This window comes from Streptomyces sp. NPDC021622 (assembly GCF_040640795.1).
In the GTDB taxonomy this organism is placed as follows: Bacteria; Actinomycetota; Actinomycetes; order Streptomycetales; family Streptomycetaceae; genus Streptomyces.
In genome coordinates this window covers 758,324-773,343 of sequence record NZ_JBFACK010000001.1, presented here as the reverse complement: position 1 = coordinate 773,343, position 15,020 = coordinate 758,324, and the positions used below count along the sequence as shown (strand labels likewise).

General features: G+C 71.0%; 13 protein-coding genes. 5 read left to right on the top strand and 8 right to left on the bottom strand.

The annotated features are described in order from the left end of the window. Positions 1-8: 8 nt before the first annotated feature. Positions 9-440, bottom strand: a complete 432-nt coding sequence (locus AB0G47_RS03475) for a Rieske (2Fe-2S) protein (protein WP_360763576.1) — start codon at positions 438-440, stop codon at positions 9-11. Positions 441-649: 209 nt separating this feature from the next. Here AB0G47_RS03475 and AB0G47_RS03470 point away from each other — a divergent pair, with 209 nt between their 5' ends. Then, on the top strand, positions 650-1,570 hold the full coding sequence (locus AB0G47_RS03470) for a carbohydrate kinase (protein ID WP_360763574.1): 921 nt from the start codon (positions 650-652) through the stop codon (positions 1,568-1,570). Between the two features lie 82 nt (positions 1,571-1,652). On the opposite strand, the gene AB0G47_RS03465 is transcribed toward AB0G47_RS03470, so the two are convergent. Further along, a complete protein-coding gene (locus AB0G47_RS03465) occupies positions 1,653-2,507 on the bottom strand; it encodes a helix-turn-helix transcriptional regulator (RefSeq protein ID WP_360763572.1) in 855 nt (284 codons plus the stop codon). 102 nt (positions 2,508-2,609) lie between these two features. Between AB0G47_RS03465 and AB0G47_RS03460 the strand changes: the two genes are divergently transcribed. Then, complete coding sequence (locus AB0G47_RS03460) at positions 2,610-3,173, top strand: YceI family protein (RefSeq protein WP_360763570.1); 564 nt, start codon at positions 2,610-2,612, stop codon at positions 3,171-3,173. An 8-nt stretch (positions 3,174-3,181) separates the two neighbouring features. On the opposite strand, the gene AB0G47_RS03455 is transcribed toward AB0G47_RS03460, so the two are convergent. Then, a complete protein-coding gene (locus tag AB0G47_RS03455) occupies positions 3,182-3,946 on the bottom strand; it encodes a crotonase/enoyl-CoA hydratase family protein (protein ID WP_360763569.1) in 765 nt (254 codons plus the stop codon). A gap of 149 nt (positions 3,947-4,095) precedes the next feature. Then, on the bottom strand, positions 4,096-7,086 hold the full coding sequence (gene uvrA, locus AB0G47_RS03450; protein ID WP_360763567.1) for an excinuclease ABC subunit UvrA: 2,991 nt from the start codon (positions 7,084-7,086) through the stop codon (positions 4,096-4,098). Positions 7,087-7,309: 223 nt separating this feature from the next. Between uvrA and AB0G47_RS03445 the strand changes: the two genes are divergently transcribed. Together AB0G47_RS03445 and AB0G47_RS03440 are read left to right on the top strand one after the other, a co-directional pair. Beyond that, positions 7,310-7,993 (top strand): maleylpyruvate isomerase family mycothiol-dependent enzyme, encoded by a 684-nt coding sequence (locus AB0G47_RS03445; RefSeq protein WP_360763565.1) that lies wholly within the window; start codon positions 7,310-7,312, stop codon positions 7,991-7,993. A gap of 10 nt (positions 7,994-8,003) precedes the next feature. Beyond that, positions 8,004-8,660, top strand: a complete 657-nt coding sequence (locus AB0G47_RS03440; protein WP_360763563.1) for an MBL fold metallo-hydrolase — start codon at positions 8,004-8,006, stop codon at positions 8,658-8,660. A gap of 10 nt (positions 8,661-8,670) precedes the next feature. Here AB0G47_RS03440 and aroQ read toward each other — a convergent pair whose 3' ends face one another. Continuing rightward, the gene (gene aroQ, locus AB0G47_RS03435; protein ID WP_360763561.1) at positions 8,671-9,132 is read right to left on the bottom strand and encodes a type II 3-dehydroquinate dehydratase; all 462 of its coding nucleotides are present in this window, start codon (positions 9,130-9,132) and stop codon (positions 8,671-8,673) included. 79 nt (positions 9,133-9,211) lie between these two features. On the opposite strand from aroQ, the gene AB0G47_RS03430 reads away from it, so the two are divergent. Continuing rightward, positions 9,212-10,534, top strand: a complete 1,323-nt coding sequence (locus tag AB0G47_RS03430; RefSeq protein ID WP_360763559.1) for an MFS transporter — start codon at positions 9,212-9,214, stop codon at positions 10,532-10,534. Here AB0G47_RS03430 and AB0G47_RS03425 read toward each other — a convergent pair. From AB0G47_RS03425 to AB0G47_RS03415, 3 genes are all read right to left on the bottom strand, one after another. Next, positions 10,524-11,621 (bottom strand): ionic transporter y4hA, encoded by a 1,098-nt coding sequence (locus AB0G47_RS03425; protein ID WP_360763557.1) that lies wholly within the window; start codon positions 11,619-11,621, stop codon positions 10,524-10,526. The two genes, AB0G47_RS03430 and AB0G47_RS03425, sit on opposite strands and share 11 nt — an antisense overlap. Positions 11,622-11,741: 120 nt before the next feature. Beyond that, a complete protein-coding gene (locus AB0G47_RS03420; protein ID WP_360763555.1) occupies positions 11,742-12,731 on the bottom strand; it encodes a TerC family protein in 990 nt (329 codons plus the stop codon). A gap of 296 nt (positions 12,732-13,027) precedes the next feature. Beyond that, the gene (locus tag AB0G47_RS03415; protein WP_360763554.1) at positions 13,028-14,983 is read right to left on the bottom strand and encodes a TerD family protein; all 1,956 of its coding nucleotides are present in this window, start codon (positions 14,981-14,983) and stop codon (positions 13,028-13,030) included. Positions 14,984-15,020: the final 37 nt, after the last annotated feature.

The following is a 15,020-nucleotide window of genomic DNA, read 5'->3' as shown; positions in this document are numbered from 1 at the left end:
TCGCGTGGTTACGCCCCGGGCCCCGCGATGATCTTGCCCTTCTCGACCTTCACCGGCAGCTCGGAGAGCGGGACGGTGGCGGGCTCGTGCAGCACCTTGCCGTTGGTGGCGTCGAACTGGCTGCCGTGGCAGGGGCAGGTGAGCTTGTGCCCCTCCAGCTTGTTGATGGGGCACCTCTGGTGCGTGCAGATCGAGCTGAACGCCTTGTACTCGTCGTCCGCGAGACGGCTGACCACGACGTTCTCGTCGGTGTAGAGCTTCGAGGCGCCCACCTTGATCTCGTCGGACGCGCCGAGGTCCACCGGCGCGGTCGGCGCGGAGCGGTTGCCGCCACCGTCGTCGTCGCCGGACGAGCAGGCCGCGATGCCGAGCCCGGCGGCCGGCACGATGGCGGCGGCGCGCAGCACGGTGCGGCGGGCGGGGGGAGGCGTGCCGGGCATGAACTCTCCACAGGTCAGGCGCATCGGTGACGGATCAGACCATACCGGTGCGGGGCCGCGCGCCCGTGTTGGGCACGGCCGTGCCCGAGTGCCGCCCGTATCGGCCCGCGTCCGCCCAGAAGCCCTAGCCTGTGCGCAAGCCGGGGAGCCAGGGAGCCGGTGTGCGCGGCTGCCGCGCCGTACGACCGCAGAGCCGAGAGGAACCAGCCGTGATAATCGTCGCCGGAGAGGCCCTGATCGACCTCGTCCCGCAGGATTCCGCCGGTGCCGTGCCGCCCTCGCTGTCCCCGCTCGCCCCGCGCCTGGGCGGCGGTCCGTACAACACCGCGGTGGCGCTCGGCCGCCTCGGCTCCCCCGTCGCCTTCTGCTCGCGGATCTCGCGGGACGCGTTCGGCGATGCGCTGGTGGCGGGGCTGCGGGCCGCCGGCGTCGATGTGTCGTACGTCCAGCGGGGCGCTGAACCGACGACGCTCGCCGTCGCCTCGATCGGCGCGGACGGCTCCGCCGGTTACTCCTTCTACGTCGACGGCACCGCCGACCGGCTCTTCACGGCCCCGGCCCTGCTGCCCGACGGCGTACGCGCGGTGTCGTTCGGCACCTGCTCGCTCGTCCTCGAACCGGGCGCGAGCGCCTATGAGGAGCTGATGCGCCGGGAGTCGGCGCGAGGTGTCTTCACGGCGCTCGATCCGAACATCCGGGCCGGTCTGATCCCGGACGCGGACGCCTACCGGGCCCGTTTCAAGAGCTGGCTGCCGTCGGTCTCGCTGCTCAAACTGTCGGAGGACGACGCGAGTTGGCTCGGCGGCACGCCGCACGAGTGGCTCACGTCCGGCCCCGGCGCCGTGGTGATCACACGCGGCGGCGCGGGTCTGACCGTCTTCACACGGGACGGCGGGGAGTGGTCCGTGCCGGGCGAGGCGGTCGACGTCGTGGACACCATCGGCGCGGGCGACACGGTCAACGCGGCGCTGCTGCACGGACTTTCCCTGCGGGAGGCGCTGTCCGCACCGGGTCTGGCCGCGCTCGGCGCGGACGGCTGGGGCGAGGTACTGCGTCTCGCGGCGCGCGCGGCGGCCGTCACCGTGTCCCGCGCGGGCGCCGAGCCGCCGTACGCGGCGGAGCTGGCCTGAGGGCGGTCACCGCGGAGCTGGCCTGAGCCGATCGCCGCGGAGCTGACCTGAGCCGGTCGCCACGGAGCTGGCCTGAGACAGGTCAGCCCGTCACCGCGCGCAGGCCTCCCGGCTTGCGGCCGTTGAGCCGGTCGAGCGCCGCCGTCGTGGCGTCGTCGGCCGGCAGGTACACCATCAGGCGCTGGCCGTCGCCCTCGGGCAGGGCCAGCGTCTCGTACGACAGAGACAGCGCGCCCGCCTCCGGATGCGCCACCCGGTCGACGCCGCTGCGCCGGGGCAGCCGCGGCACGGCGGCCATGCGCTCGGCGAAGGGGGCACCCGCGATGACGGTCAGCTCGTCGGTGAACCCCTCGGCATGGGGGTCGGTGAGCATGGAGTCCGACCGGAGGTTCGCAACCTGCTCGTCGGCCACCCGGTCCCATTCGGGGTAGGCGGCACGGGCCCGCTCGTCGGTGAACAGGAACCGGATGAGGTTGGGCCGCTCGCCGTCAAGCAGACCGACGGGGCCGACGATCCGCTCGTAGCCCGATGTGTACGCGAGGACATCGCTGAGCCGGTTGAGCAGAACGGCGGGGGCCGGCTCCAGGCGGTCGATGAGCGCCTGCACGGTGGGCCGCACCGACTGGGCCGGGGCGCTCGCCGTCGGGCAGCAGGGGTCGCCGCTCAGCTCCTTCTCCAGGCGGCGCAGATGGAAGCGCTCCTCCACGGAGAGCCGCAGGGCGTCCGCGAGCGCGCCCATCACCTGCGGCGACGGGTGGCGGTCGCGGCCCTGTTCGAGCCGGGCCAGGTATTCGACGCTGACCCCGGCGAGCGTGGCGACCTCGGAGCGGCGCAGTCCTGGCGTGCGGCGCCGCGGTCCCGTGGGCAGCCCGACCTCGGCGGGCGTGACCGCCTCACGGCAGGTGCGCAGGAAGTTGCCCAGCTCGTTGTCGCTCACCGATCGAACGTATCAGCCGTCACCGGACCGGATCGTGGCCCTGTCACTACCAGTCTCGGCCCGGCCTTCCTCGGGCATCGGCGGCCGCCCATCGTGGACGGCATGACTTCTGACACCAGTGCCACGACCACCACGACCGCCCTTCCGCTGCCCGCCGGCAGCTGGGAGATCGACCCCTTCCACTCCGCCGTCAACTTCACCATCCGCCACCTCGGGATCTCCAAGGTGCGGGGCCGTTTCAGCGAGGTGACGGCCGGTCTCGTCGTGGGCGAAAGCCTCGAGACCTCATCGGTGACGGCCACCATCGCCCTGGCCTCGATCGACACCGGCAACGCGGACCGCGACGCGCATGTCCGGGCCCCCGATCTGCTCGACGTGGAGCGCCGCCCCACGATGACGTTCCGCTCGACGCGGGTCACCGGCAAGGAGGACGACTGGACCCTGGAGGGCGAGCTGACCATCGGCGACGTCACCCGGCCGATCACCCTCGCCGTCGAGTTCGGCGGTCTGCAGGCCTTCCCCGGCGACGAGCGACGCCACGCGGGTTTCGAGGCCACCGGCGAGATCCGCCGCGGCGACTACGGCCTCGACTTCGGGGCCGGGCTGCTCGGCGACGTGGTGAAGATCCAGCTGGACATGCAGTTCCTGGAGCCTGTCAGGTCCTGAACGTGCTGTCAGTTGTCCGTGAACGCGCCGTGCCGCCCCGCCCCCGCGGCGAAGCGGGCGGCGCCCTCGGCCGCCTCGGTCAAGGCCCGCAGGCCGTGGCGGAGTTCGCCCGCCATCGCTTCCTCCTCGCTCAGGCCCGCCTGTTCGCGTACGGAGAGCCGGTCGCCCCTCATGCAGGTCTGCGGGAACGCGGCGATCTGCGCGGCGAGTGCTTCGGCCTCGGCCCGGCAAGTGCCCGGCGGCACGGTCCGGTTGACGAGCCCCATGGCCAGCGCCTCGTCGGCTGCCACGGGCCGCCCCGTGAGCACCAGGTCCATGGCCCGGCTCTCCCCGATGAGCCGCGGCAGCCGCACCGTTCCGCCGTCGATGAGCGGGACGCCCCAGCGGCGGCAGAACACGCCGAGCACCGCGTCCTCGTCGGCGACGCGCAGATCGCACCAGAGCGCGAGTTCGAGACCGCCGGCGACCGCGTGCCCGGAGATCGCGGCGATGACGGGCTTGGAGAGCCGCATCCGGGTCGGCCCCATCGGCCCGTCCCCCTTCTCCGTCACCTCATTGCCGTCCGGCGTCGCGATCGCCTTGAGATCGGCACCGGCACAGAACGTGCCGCCTTCGCCCCACAACACGGCGACGGACGCATCGGGATCCGCGTCGAACGCGCGGAACGCATCGGCAAGGGCACGAGCGGTGGGCCCGTCGACGGCGTTCCGCACATCGGGCCGCGACAGCACGACGGTGGTGACGGGGCCTTGGCGTTCAGTACGTAGGGTCATGGGGCCAGTCTGGCGCCCCCAAGGGGCGCGGGGCTGTGACATCTGCGGCTCCGCCGCGCGGGCGCGACCAGCCACGTCCGGGCCCCGAAGGGGCGCGGGGAACTGCGCGACCAGCCCCCACGCACCCGCAGACGCACTACAACAAACCGTCAGCTCTTACGAGCCTTGGCCACCTTCTTCGGAGCAACCTTCTTCGCGGCAACCTTCTTCGCGGCAACCTTCTTGGCCGGGGTCTTCTTAGCCACAGGGGCAGAGGCACCCCTCCGCTGACGCCCCTGCGAGGCCCCATCACTGATGCGGTCCGCCGAGATGATGTCCCGCAGGAACTTGCCCGTGTGGCTCGCCGGAACCCCGGCGACCTCCTCGGGCGTGCCCTCGGCGATGACCAGACCGCCGCCGTTGCCGCCCTCGGGACCCATGTCGACGACCCAGTCGGCCGTCTTGATGACGTCGAGGTTGTGCTCGATGACGATGACCGTGTTGCCCTTGTCGACAAGCCCGGAGAGCACCGTGATCAGCTTGCTGATGTCCTCGAAGTGCAGACCGGTGGTCGGCTCGTCCAGGACGTACACGGTCCGGCCCGTGGACCGCTTCTGGAGCTCGCTCGCCAGCTTCACGCGCTGGGCCTCGCCACCGGAGAGCGTCGGCGCGGACTGCCCGAGACGCACGTATCCGAGACCCACGTCGTTGAGCGTGCGCAGGTGGCGGGCGATCGCCGGAACCGCCTCGAAGAAGTCGAGCGCCTCCTCGATCGGCATGTCCAGGACCTCGGCGATGGACTTGCCCTTGTAGTGGACGTCCAGCGTCTCGCGGTTGTACCGCGCCCCGTGGCAGACCTCGCACGGCACGTACACGTCCGGCAGGAAGTTCATCTCGATCTTGATCGTGCCGTCGCCGGAGCAGTTCTCGCAGCGGCCGCCCTTGACGTTGAAGGAGAAGCGGCCGGGCAGATAGCCCCGCACCTTCGCCTCCATCGTCTCCGCGAAGAGCTTGCGGACGTGGTCGAAGACTCCGGTGTACGTCGCCGGGTTCGACCGCGGGGTGCGACCGATGGGCGACTGGTCGACGTGCACGACCTTGTCGACGAGGTCGTCGCCGTCCACGCGCGTGTGGCGGCCGGGAACCGACCGTGCGCCGTTCAACTCCCTTGCCAGGTGCGTGTAGAGGATGTCGTTCACGAGCGTCGACTTGCCCGAGCCCGAGACGCCCGTGACGGCGGTGAGGACGCCGAGCGGGAAGGAGACGTCGATGTCCTGGAGGTTGTTCTCCCGGGCCCCGTGCACCGTCAGCTGACGGGAGGGGTCGGCGGGGCGGCGGATGTCCGGGACCGGGATGGACCTCTTGCCCGACAGATACTGCCCGGTGATCGACTTGTCGTTGGCGAGCAGCTCCTTCATGGAGCCGCTGTGCACGACCTTGCCGCCGTGCTCGCCCGCGCCGGGGCCGATGTCGACGACCCAGTCGGCGACCTTGATGGTGTCCTCGTCGTGCTCGACGACGATGAGCGTGTTGCCCATGTCCCGCAGGCGTACGAGGGTCTCGATGAGCCGGTGGTTGTCGCGCTGGTGGAGACCGATGGACGGCTCGTCCAGGACATAGAGCACGCCGACCAGGCCGGAGCCGATCTGCGTGGCCAGGCGGATGCGCTGGGCCTCGCCTCCGGAGAGGGTGCCCGCCGCGCGGTTCAGGGAGAGGTAGTCCAGGCCGACGTCGACCAGGAAGCGCAGCCGTTCGTTGACCTCCTTCAGGACTCGCTCGGCGATCTTCTTGTCGCGGGCGCCCAGCTTCAGCTCGGCGAGGAAGTCCGCGCAGTCGCTGATGGACATCGCGGAGACCTCGGCGATGGACCGGCCCATGACCGTGACGGCCAGGACGATCGGCTTGAGGCGCGTGCCCTCACAGGTGGGGCAGGGCACCTCGCGCATGTAGCCCTCGAAGCGCTCGCGGCTCGCGTCGCTCTCGGCCTCGCTGTGGCGGCGCTTGACGAAGGGGACGGCGCCTTCGAAGGCGGTGGTGTAGACCCGCTCGCGGCCGTACCTGTTCCGGTAGCGGACCTCGATCTGCGTCTTGTGGCCGTGCAGGAGCGCCTTCTTGGCGCGCTGCGGCAGGCCCGCCCAGGGCATGTCGGTGGAGAACCCGAGGGCGTCGGCGAGGGCTCCCACGAGCCGGCCGAAGTAGTCCTTGGTGTGGCCGTGCGACCAGGGGTGGATGGCGCCCTCGTCGAGCGACTTGTCCTCGTCGGGGACGATCAGCTCGGGGTCGACCTCCATGCGCGTACCGATGCCCGTGCAGTCGGGGCAGGCGCCGAAGGGCGAGTTGAAGGAGAAGGAGCGGGGCTCGAGCTCCTCGAAGGACAGGTCGTCGTACGGGCAGTACAGGTGCTCCGAGTACATGCGCTCGCGCTCGGGGTCGTCCTCGGGGAGGTCGACGAAGTCGAGTACGACCATGCCTCCGGAGAGGCCGAGGGCGGTCTCCACGGAGTCGGTCAGGCGGCGCTTGGCGGAGTCCTTCACCGTGAGGCGGTCGATGACGACCTCGATGGTGTGCTTCTCCTGCTTCTTGAGCGTGGGCGGCTCGGAGAGCTGGATCGTCTCGCCGTCGACCCGCGCGCGGCTGTAGCCCTTGGTCTGGAGGTCGGCGAAGAGGTCGACGAACTCGCCCTTGCGCTCGCGCACCAGCGGGGAAAGGACCTGGAAGCGGCTGCCCTCGGGCAGCTCGAGGACCTTGTCGACGATGGCCTGCGGCGACTGCCGCGAGATGGGGCGGCCGCACTCGGGGCAGTGCGGCTTGCCGATGCGCGCGAAGAGCAGCCGGAGGTAGTCGTACACCTCGGTGATCGTGCCGACCGTCGAGCGCGGGTTGCGCGAGGTCGACTTCTGGTCGATCGAGACCGCGGGCGAGAGTCCCTCGATGAAGTCGACGTCCGGCTTGTCCATCTGACCGAGGAACTGCCGGGCGTACGAGGAGAGCGACTCGACGTACCGCCGCTGGCCCTCGGCGAAGATCGTGTCGAACGCGAGCGAGGACTTGCCCGACCCGGAGAGCCCGGTGAAGACGATGAGGGAGTCACGCGGGAGGTCGAGCGAGACGTTCTTGAGATTGTGCTCGCGCGCGCCACGGACGATGAGACGGTCGGCCACGCCGGTCCGCACCTTTCTTGAGAGTGGTGACAGGGGCGGGGCCCCCGTCATTCACAGACTAGGGCGAGCCACTGACAACGCCGGGGCGGTTTCCCTGGTTGGTAACAAACCCCGACCACCAAGGATGCCCGATGCCGCACCCGACCATATAGCACGTGCATTCGATTTGCGGCGCTGCTCCGACGCCTTCACCCAAACGTGTGGCGCGACTATCGTCGGGCGCATGATTGATCATGTGCGCGACCTGGCGTCTGTACGTGACGCGACCGACCGGCTGCTCACCGCAGCCGCGAAACTGAACAACGATTCGACCGCAGAGCCGTCACGTCTCCCGGGCTGGAGCCGTGGCCACGTCCTCGCCCATCTCGCCCGTAACGCGGACGCGCTCGTCAACGTGCTCGCCGGACGGCCGATGTACGTCAGCGGCGAGGCACGGGACGCGGACATCGAGCGCGACGCCCCGCGGCCCCTGGCCGAGCAGCTCGACGACGTACGCGACAGCGCGGCCCGCTTCGAGGCACAGGCCGCCGTCCCCGCCGACTGGTCCCGCACCATCGAGATGCGCAACGGAGTCACCGACTCCGCGTCGCGGGTGCCGTTCCGGCGGTGGGTCGAGGTGGAGCTGCACCATGTCGACCTCGGCATCGGGTACGAGCTCGAGGACCTGCCCGATGAGTTCGTGCAGCGCGAGATCGCGTTCCTCGCCGCGCGCTTCTCGGGGAACCCCGACGTGCCGCCCACCCGCGTCACGGACGGCACGCACGCGTGGACCACCGGCCGCGACGGCGAGCCCGAAGTCACCGTCTCCGGGTCCGCGCCCGACGTCGTCGGCTGGCTCTCCGGGCGCCGCGGCGGCACCGCACTGACGGCCGAAGGCGGCCTCCTGCCTGCCCTGCCGCCGCTATAGGCTGAGGAACATGACGTACAGCGGAGCAGTGAAGGTCGGCGGCGGTGCGGACGTGCACGAGCTGCAGGACCTGATGATCTCGAAGGTCGCGGTCGGCCCGATGGACAACAACGCCTATCTGCTGCGTTGCCGGGCCACGGGCGAGCAGCTCCTGATCGACGCGGCGAACGACTCCGGGACGCTGCTCACGCTGATCGGTGACGACGGCATCGCGTCCGTCGTCACCACCCACCAGCACGGCGACCACTGGCAGGCGCTTGCCGCGGTTGTCGCCGCGACCGGCGCGCGGACCTACGCGGGCCGCGAGGACGCACCCGGCATCCCGGTGCCCACGGAGGTCCCGCTCGTCGACGGGGACACCGTGCGGGTCGGCCGGGTCTCGCTCACCGCGCGCCACTTGGTGGGCCACACCCCGGGCTCGATCGCCCTCGTGTACGACGACCCGCACGGCCACCCGCATGTCTTCACCGGGGACTGCCTCTTCCCGGGCGGCATCGGCAACACCCACAGCGATCCGCAGGCCTTCGCGAGCCTGCTGCACGACGTCGAGACGAAGATCTTCGGCGCGCTCCCCGACGAGAGCTGGGTCTACCCGGGCCACGGGAACGACACGACACTGGGCGCCGAGCGCCCGCACCTGTCGGAGTGGCGGGCCCGGGGCTGGTGAGGACCGGGGCTCAGGCCCCGTCCACCAGCGCGGCCACCCGCTCCACCGCGAAGACGTAGCCCTGCACGCCGCACCCGGCGATGACGCCGTCGGCGCGCTGGGAGACGTAGCTGTGGTGCCGGAACGCCTCCCGCTGATGGATGTTGGAGATGTGCACCTCCAACACCGGCATTCCGTCACAGGTGTTGAGCGCGTCCAGGATCGCGACCGACGTGTGCGAGTACGCCGCCGGGTTGATGACGATCCCTGCGTGGTGCTCGCGCGCCTCGTGGATCCAGTCCACCAACTGACCCTCGTGGTTGCTCTGCCGCAGGTCCACGGTGCCGCCGTGCGCGGCGGCCGCCTTGGCGCACAGCGCCTCGACGTCGGCGAGGGTGTCGGAGCCGTAGATCTCGGGCTGGCGCTGACCGAGCAGGTTCAGGTTGGGGCCGTTCAGGATCATGATCGGGGCGTTGGCAAGAGTGCGCGTCATGTCGTCAGCGTACTGAGGGATCTCTCCACGCCTCCGTACGCCCCCGTAACCGGCCGTCACAGCGGGTAGTTGACGCGGCATGCACAAGAGCCACTCCCCTGCTGAGCCTTCTTCTCTGCCGACTTCCCGGACTCCTTCTCTGCCGCGGCTCGCGGCCGCCTCGCTCGCCGGGACCGCCATCGAGTTCTACGACTTCTTCATCTACGGGACGGCCGCGGCGCTGGTGCTCGGGCCGCTGTTCTTTCCGACGTTCTCTCCGCTGGCGGGAACTCTCGCCGCCTTCGCGACATTCGGAGTGGGCTTTGTGGCCCGGCCGCTCGGCTCCGTCCTCTTCGGGCACATCGGTGACCGGCACGGGCGGCGCCCCGTCCTCATCGTCTCGCTGCTCCTGACGGGCCTCGCCACGGTCGCCGTCGGCTGTGTGCCCACGTACGCGTCGATCGGTATGGCCGCTCCGGTGCTTCTCCTGGTGCTGCGCTTCCTCCAAGGGCTCGGGCTCGGCGGCGAGTGGGGCGGGGCGGTGCTGCTGACCGCCGAGCACGCGCCGGCCGAGCGGCGCGGGCTGTGGGCGAGCTTTCCGCAGATGGGCCCCCCGCTCGGCTTCCTGCTCGCCAACGGCATCATGCTGACGCTCTCGGCGACGCTCACCGACGCGCAGTTCGCCTCCTGGGGATGGCGGGTGCCGTTCTGGGCCGCGGGCGTGCTCGCGGCGGCCGGGCTCGCGCTGCGCACGTCCCTCGCGGAGAGCCCCAGCTTCCTCGAACTGCGGGAGCACGCGCGCGTGCCGCTCGCCGAAGTGGTGCGCGACCACTGGCGTCTGGTCCTGCTCACGGCGGGCGCGCTGGCCGTCGGGTACGCGGTGTTCTACGCCGTCACGACGTGGTCCCTGGCGTACGCGGTGGAGCGGCTCGACGTGAGCCGTACGGTCATGCTCGCCTGCATCATGGCGGCGGTCGTGGTGAAGGGCGCGCTGACTCCCTTGGCCGCCGTGCTCGGCGACCGCTACGGACGGCGGCCCCTGTGCCTGCTCGGGTGCGCGCTCTCCGCGCTGTGGATGTTCCCGATGATCGCGCTCCTGGCGACCGGTGAGCCGCTGCTGATGTTCCTCGGCTTCCTGGTGGCGATGCTCGCGTTCATCACGATGTTCGCGGTGATCGCCGCGTATCTGCCCGAGCTGTACGAGCCTCGGGTGCGCTGCACCGGCGCCGCGGTGGGCTACAACCTGGGCGGGGTGCTCGGCGGCGCGCTCACCCCGATCGTGGCGACGGCGGTGGCGCAGGGGGACGGGACTCCGTGGGGCGTCGCGGCGTATCTGACGGGGGTCGCCCTGCTGAGCCTGGGGTGCTTCGCGCTGCTGCCGGAGACCCGGCCGGTTCCGGAGCCGGCCCCCGTCACGGCGTGACCGCGAGCTCCAGGTAGGCGGCGAACACCACGAGATGGACCCCGCCCTGCAGCGGCGTGGCGCGTCCCGGCACGACCGTGAGCGTGCCGACGACGACGGTCAGCGCGAGCAGCACCATATGGGTCGGGCCGAGGCCGAGCACCAGTGGCCCGGAGAGCCATACCGAGGCGACCGCCACGGCCGGGATGGTCAGGCCGATGCTGGCCATCGCGGAGCCGAGGGCGAGGTTCAGGCTGGTCTGCACGCGGTCGCGGCGCGTTGCGCGCAGGGCGGCGATGGTCTCCGGGAGCAGCACGAGCAGCGCGATGATCACGCCGACCACGGCGTGCGGCATGCCGGCGTTCTCCACGCCGGACTCGATCGTCGGGGAGACCCCCTTGGCGAGGCCGACCACACCGATCAGGGCGAGGCCGAGCAGGCCGACGCTGATCAGCGCGGCGCGGTTGGACGGGCCCTCGGCGTGCTCGGAGTCGATCACCTCGCCCTTGCGCGTGATCGGCAGGAAGTAGTCGCGGTGGCGCACGGTCTGGGTCGCCACGAACAGGCCGTACAGGACGAGCGACGCGAGCGCGGCGAAGGTGAGCTGCGCCGTGGAGAACTCGGCCCCCCGCTTGCTCGTGGTGAAGGTCGGCAGGACCAGGCTGAGGGTGGCGAGCGTGGCGACGGTCGCGAGGGCTGCTCCGGTGCCCTCCGGGTTGAAGACGGCGACGCGGTGGCGCAGCGCGCCCGCGAGCAGGCAGATCCCGACGATGCCGTTGCAGGTGATCATCACGGCGGCGAACACGGTGTCGCGGGCCAGCGTCGCGCTCTTGTCGCCGCCGTCCGCCATGAGCGTCACGATCAGCGCGACCTCGATGATCGTGACGGCGACCGCGAGGACGAGGGAGCCGAAGGGTTCACCGACGCGGTGTGCGATCACCTCGGCGTGGTGCACGGCGGCGAGCACGGCCCCTGCGAGCACCAGCGTCACCACGGCGACCACCGGGCCCGGCAGATCGCGGCCCCAGGTGAAGGCGAGCAGCACGACGGCGAGGACCGGTACGGCCGCGGTCCACCGCGTGGTGAGTTCCCGGAGCCGAGTGATCATGCCTTCGATGCTGCCCTGCCGTCACCGGGCACGCGACTGGGACGAGCACGGCAACGGGAGTGGCCCGCGGCGGACTGCCGCGGGCCACTCCCGTATTGGTCATTCCTGCGTCCGACGCCGTCAGGCCTCGATGCTGTCCTTCTCAGTCTCGTCGGCCGCCTTCTCCGCGGCCTCCTTCTCCGTCTGCTTCTTGGTGGCCATGAGGCTGGTGATCGTGGTGATGACCAGGACACCGCAGATGACGCCGAGCGAGACCGGGATGGAGATCTCGGGGACGTGCACGCCGTTCTCGTGCAGGGCGTGCAGGACGAGCTTCACGCCGATGAAGCCCAGGATGACCGACAGGCCGTAGCTGAGGTGGACCAGCTTCTTGAGCAGTCCGCCGATGAGGAAGTACAGCTGTCGCAGACCCATCAGGGCGAAGGCGTTCGCCGTGAAGACGATGTACGGGTCCTGGGTGAGGCCGAAGATCGCGGGGATCGAGTCCATCGCGAAGAGCACGTCGGTGGTGCCGATGGCGAGCATGACGATCATGAGGGGCGTCATGATCTTCTTGCCGTTCTTCTGGATGAACAGCTTGGTGCCGTGGTACTGGTCGGCGACGCCGAACTTCCGCTCGGCGGCCTTCAGGAGGCGGTTCTCCTCCCACTCCTCTTCGTCGTCCCCGGAGCGCGCCTCCTGGATGAGCTTCCAGGCGGTGTAGATCAGGAACGCGCCGAAGATGTAGAAGACCCAGGAGAAGTTGGCGATGACCGCGGCGCCGGCGGCGATGAAGATCGCTCGCAGGACGAGCGCTATCAGCACACCGAACAGCAGCACCCGCTGCTGGAGGTGGCTCGGCACCGAGAACTTCGCCATGATCAGGATGAAGACGAAGAGGTTGTCGACGCTGAGTGACTTCTCGGTGATGAAGCCCGCGAAGAACTCGCCGCCCGCCTGGCCGCCGCCCCAGATCAGCAGGCCCACTCCGAAGAGCGCGGCCAGCACGATCCAGACGACCGTCCAGATTCCGGCTTCCTTGATCGATACGTCGTGCGGCTTGCGGCCGATGAAGAAGTCGACGGCGATCAGGGCACACAGACCAAGAATGGTCAGCACCCAAAGGGTCATTGAAACGTCCACTGCGCCTCCGGCGTCGTACGGCTACTGATCAGCGTCGTCGCTGCCGGAGGTCTCCTCCACCCGGGGCGGCTCACCGCTCCGCGGGCCGACGCCCCGGGACCGATGGCGGTCCGTATTGACGGGCACGTCGCGTTCGGGAGTACTCCCCTCCGCTGGAAGAAGAGTACGCGAAACACCAAGGATTGGTAAAGGAGACGGCAAATAAGAGCCAAAAGGCCAGGTCAGGCGGGTCAAGAAGTCGCTTTACCGTCAGTTGGCCCACAGACCCGCGCGCGGCGCGCGGGTCAGCGGCCGCCCGTGCGGCGCGCCTGCCCCACCTGGTTCAGGACCTGCTGAACCACCTGGCTGCCGGGCGGCGCCATCGGCGGTTCGTACGTCCACGCGTGACCGACCCACGGGTCGGCGAGGTGGTCGTCCGCCACCGGCGTCAGGCGAAGGAGCGCGCGCCACAGCGGGTCGAGCAGCGGGCCGTACTCGGCGGCGTCCTCCCGGTCGGCGACCATCATCAGGTGCACGCCGACGGCCGGGCCCTCGTCCGCGAGGTAGCGGAGCTGGGTGACGGCGCGGTCGTCGAAGCCGTGCGGGAAGTCGTTGACGATCAGGAGCTGCTCGGCGGTGTCCAGGTCCGGCGGCAGCGCGTCGGCGGCGCCCGCGCGGATCGCCATCTGCACCAGGTCGACGCGCTGGGTGAGCTTGGCGAGGACGGCGGACACGCCTGCCGCGCCGGAGGCCGGGGGCTCGGCGAGCACGCCCGACGTGACCAGCGGCGCGAGGGCGCCGGCCGCCGTGCCCGCCGCGTCGATGACGTGCACCGAGAACTCGTTCGGCGGGTAGGCCGCGAGCAGCCGTGCGGCGTGCGCGACGGCGCTGTCCATGGCAAGGCGGCGCAGCTGGTCGGCGTCGGCCAGGGAGTCCGTGCCGGACGAGCGGCCGCTGTCGATCCACAGGCCGCGCTCGAGCGGCAGCCGGACCAGCATGGGAATCCGCAGGTCGGGGCGCTCGGGCAGATGCAGGTCGCCAAGGCGCAGCGCCATGGGGATCTCCATGGGGACGCGGTAGCCCTGCCAGACCGGGCTGTCCCAGCCCGCGTACGGGGCGGGCAGGGCGGGCTCGACCACCTCGGACTCGGCGGCGAGCTGGCCCAGGTCGCGGTCGAGGGCGGCCCTCGCCTGGTCGACGAGGAGGCCGTGCTTGGCACGGGCGGCTTCGCGCGCGGCGTCGCCCGTGTTGCCGATGCGGCTGCGGGGGTCGGAGAGGACCTTGTCGAGCTCCTGCTCCATGCGGGAATCGGCGAAGTCCACGGCGCTTCGGTACGCCGCCATGGTGCGGGCCAGGTCCTCGAACATGCCCCACACCTGGTTGTAGAGCCGCTCCTCCATCGACCAGCCGGTCGCGTCGCCCGCCACGGGCTGGGCGGGCCTGCCGGGCTCGGCCGGGGCCGCGGTCGGCGGGGGCGGCGGCGGTGTGGTGGTCTGGCGGCCGGGATGCGTGTAGTTGACGGGGCCGCCCGCCGTGCCGGCGCCTGTCGTGCCTGCGCCCGCGTCGCCCGGCTGGTGCGTGGCCGGGTCGGGCCGGCCCGCGGCCGCGCCGTCCGGACCCCGCGATCCCGGACCGGGGGACGGCTGCCCCGTGGCCCGCACGCGCGCCTCGTCCGAGGGGCGGGGCGGCGGTGCGGCGACCGAACGGGCCAGGCCCTGGGCCACCGCCTCGTTGATCGTGCCGGCCAACTCGTGGGCACCCGGCAGGCCCTGGTCGGTGAGCATGTCGGCGAGGCCGCCCGCATACCCCTGGCCGACGGCGCGCACCTTCCAGGCGTCCTGCCTGCGGTAGAGCTCCAGGGCGACAACGGCGGACTCGGCGTCCAGGTCGGTGATCGTATAGCTGGCGACCTGGGAGCCGTCGAGTCCGGTGACGGCGACGAAGGGGGCGGCGAGGGCGCCGAAGCTGACCGGGCCCCCGACGCCCACGGGCAGCGCGAGCAGGACGTTGACCCGGTGCACGGCCTCCGGCACGGCGTCCAGGTCCACCGCGAGGCGATGCTCGGCGGCTGCCTGCTTGGGCACTTCGAGCCCGGGCAGGGCGGGTGCGCCCGGATGGGCCACCCAGTCCGTGCCGCGCACCTTGCCCTGCTCGTCGCTGAGCGTGACCCCGGCCACGATCGGCTTGCCGACCGAGACGCGGATCTCCAGTCGGGTCCCGGGAAGCGGGTGGTTCTGCCCCCGGACCAGCTCGGCCGTCATCGCCTTCGTCCCCCTCGTGCCCTTGTGCGTACTGGTG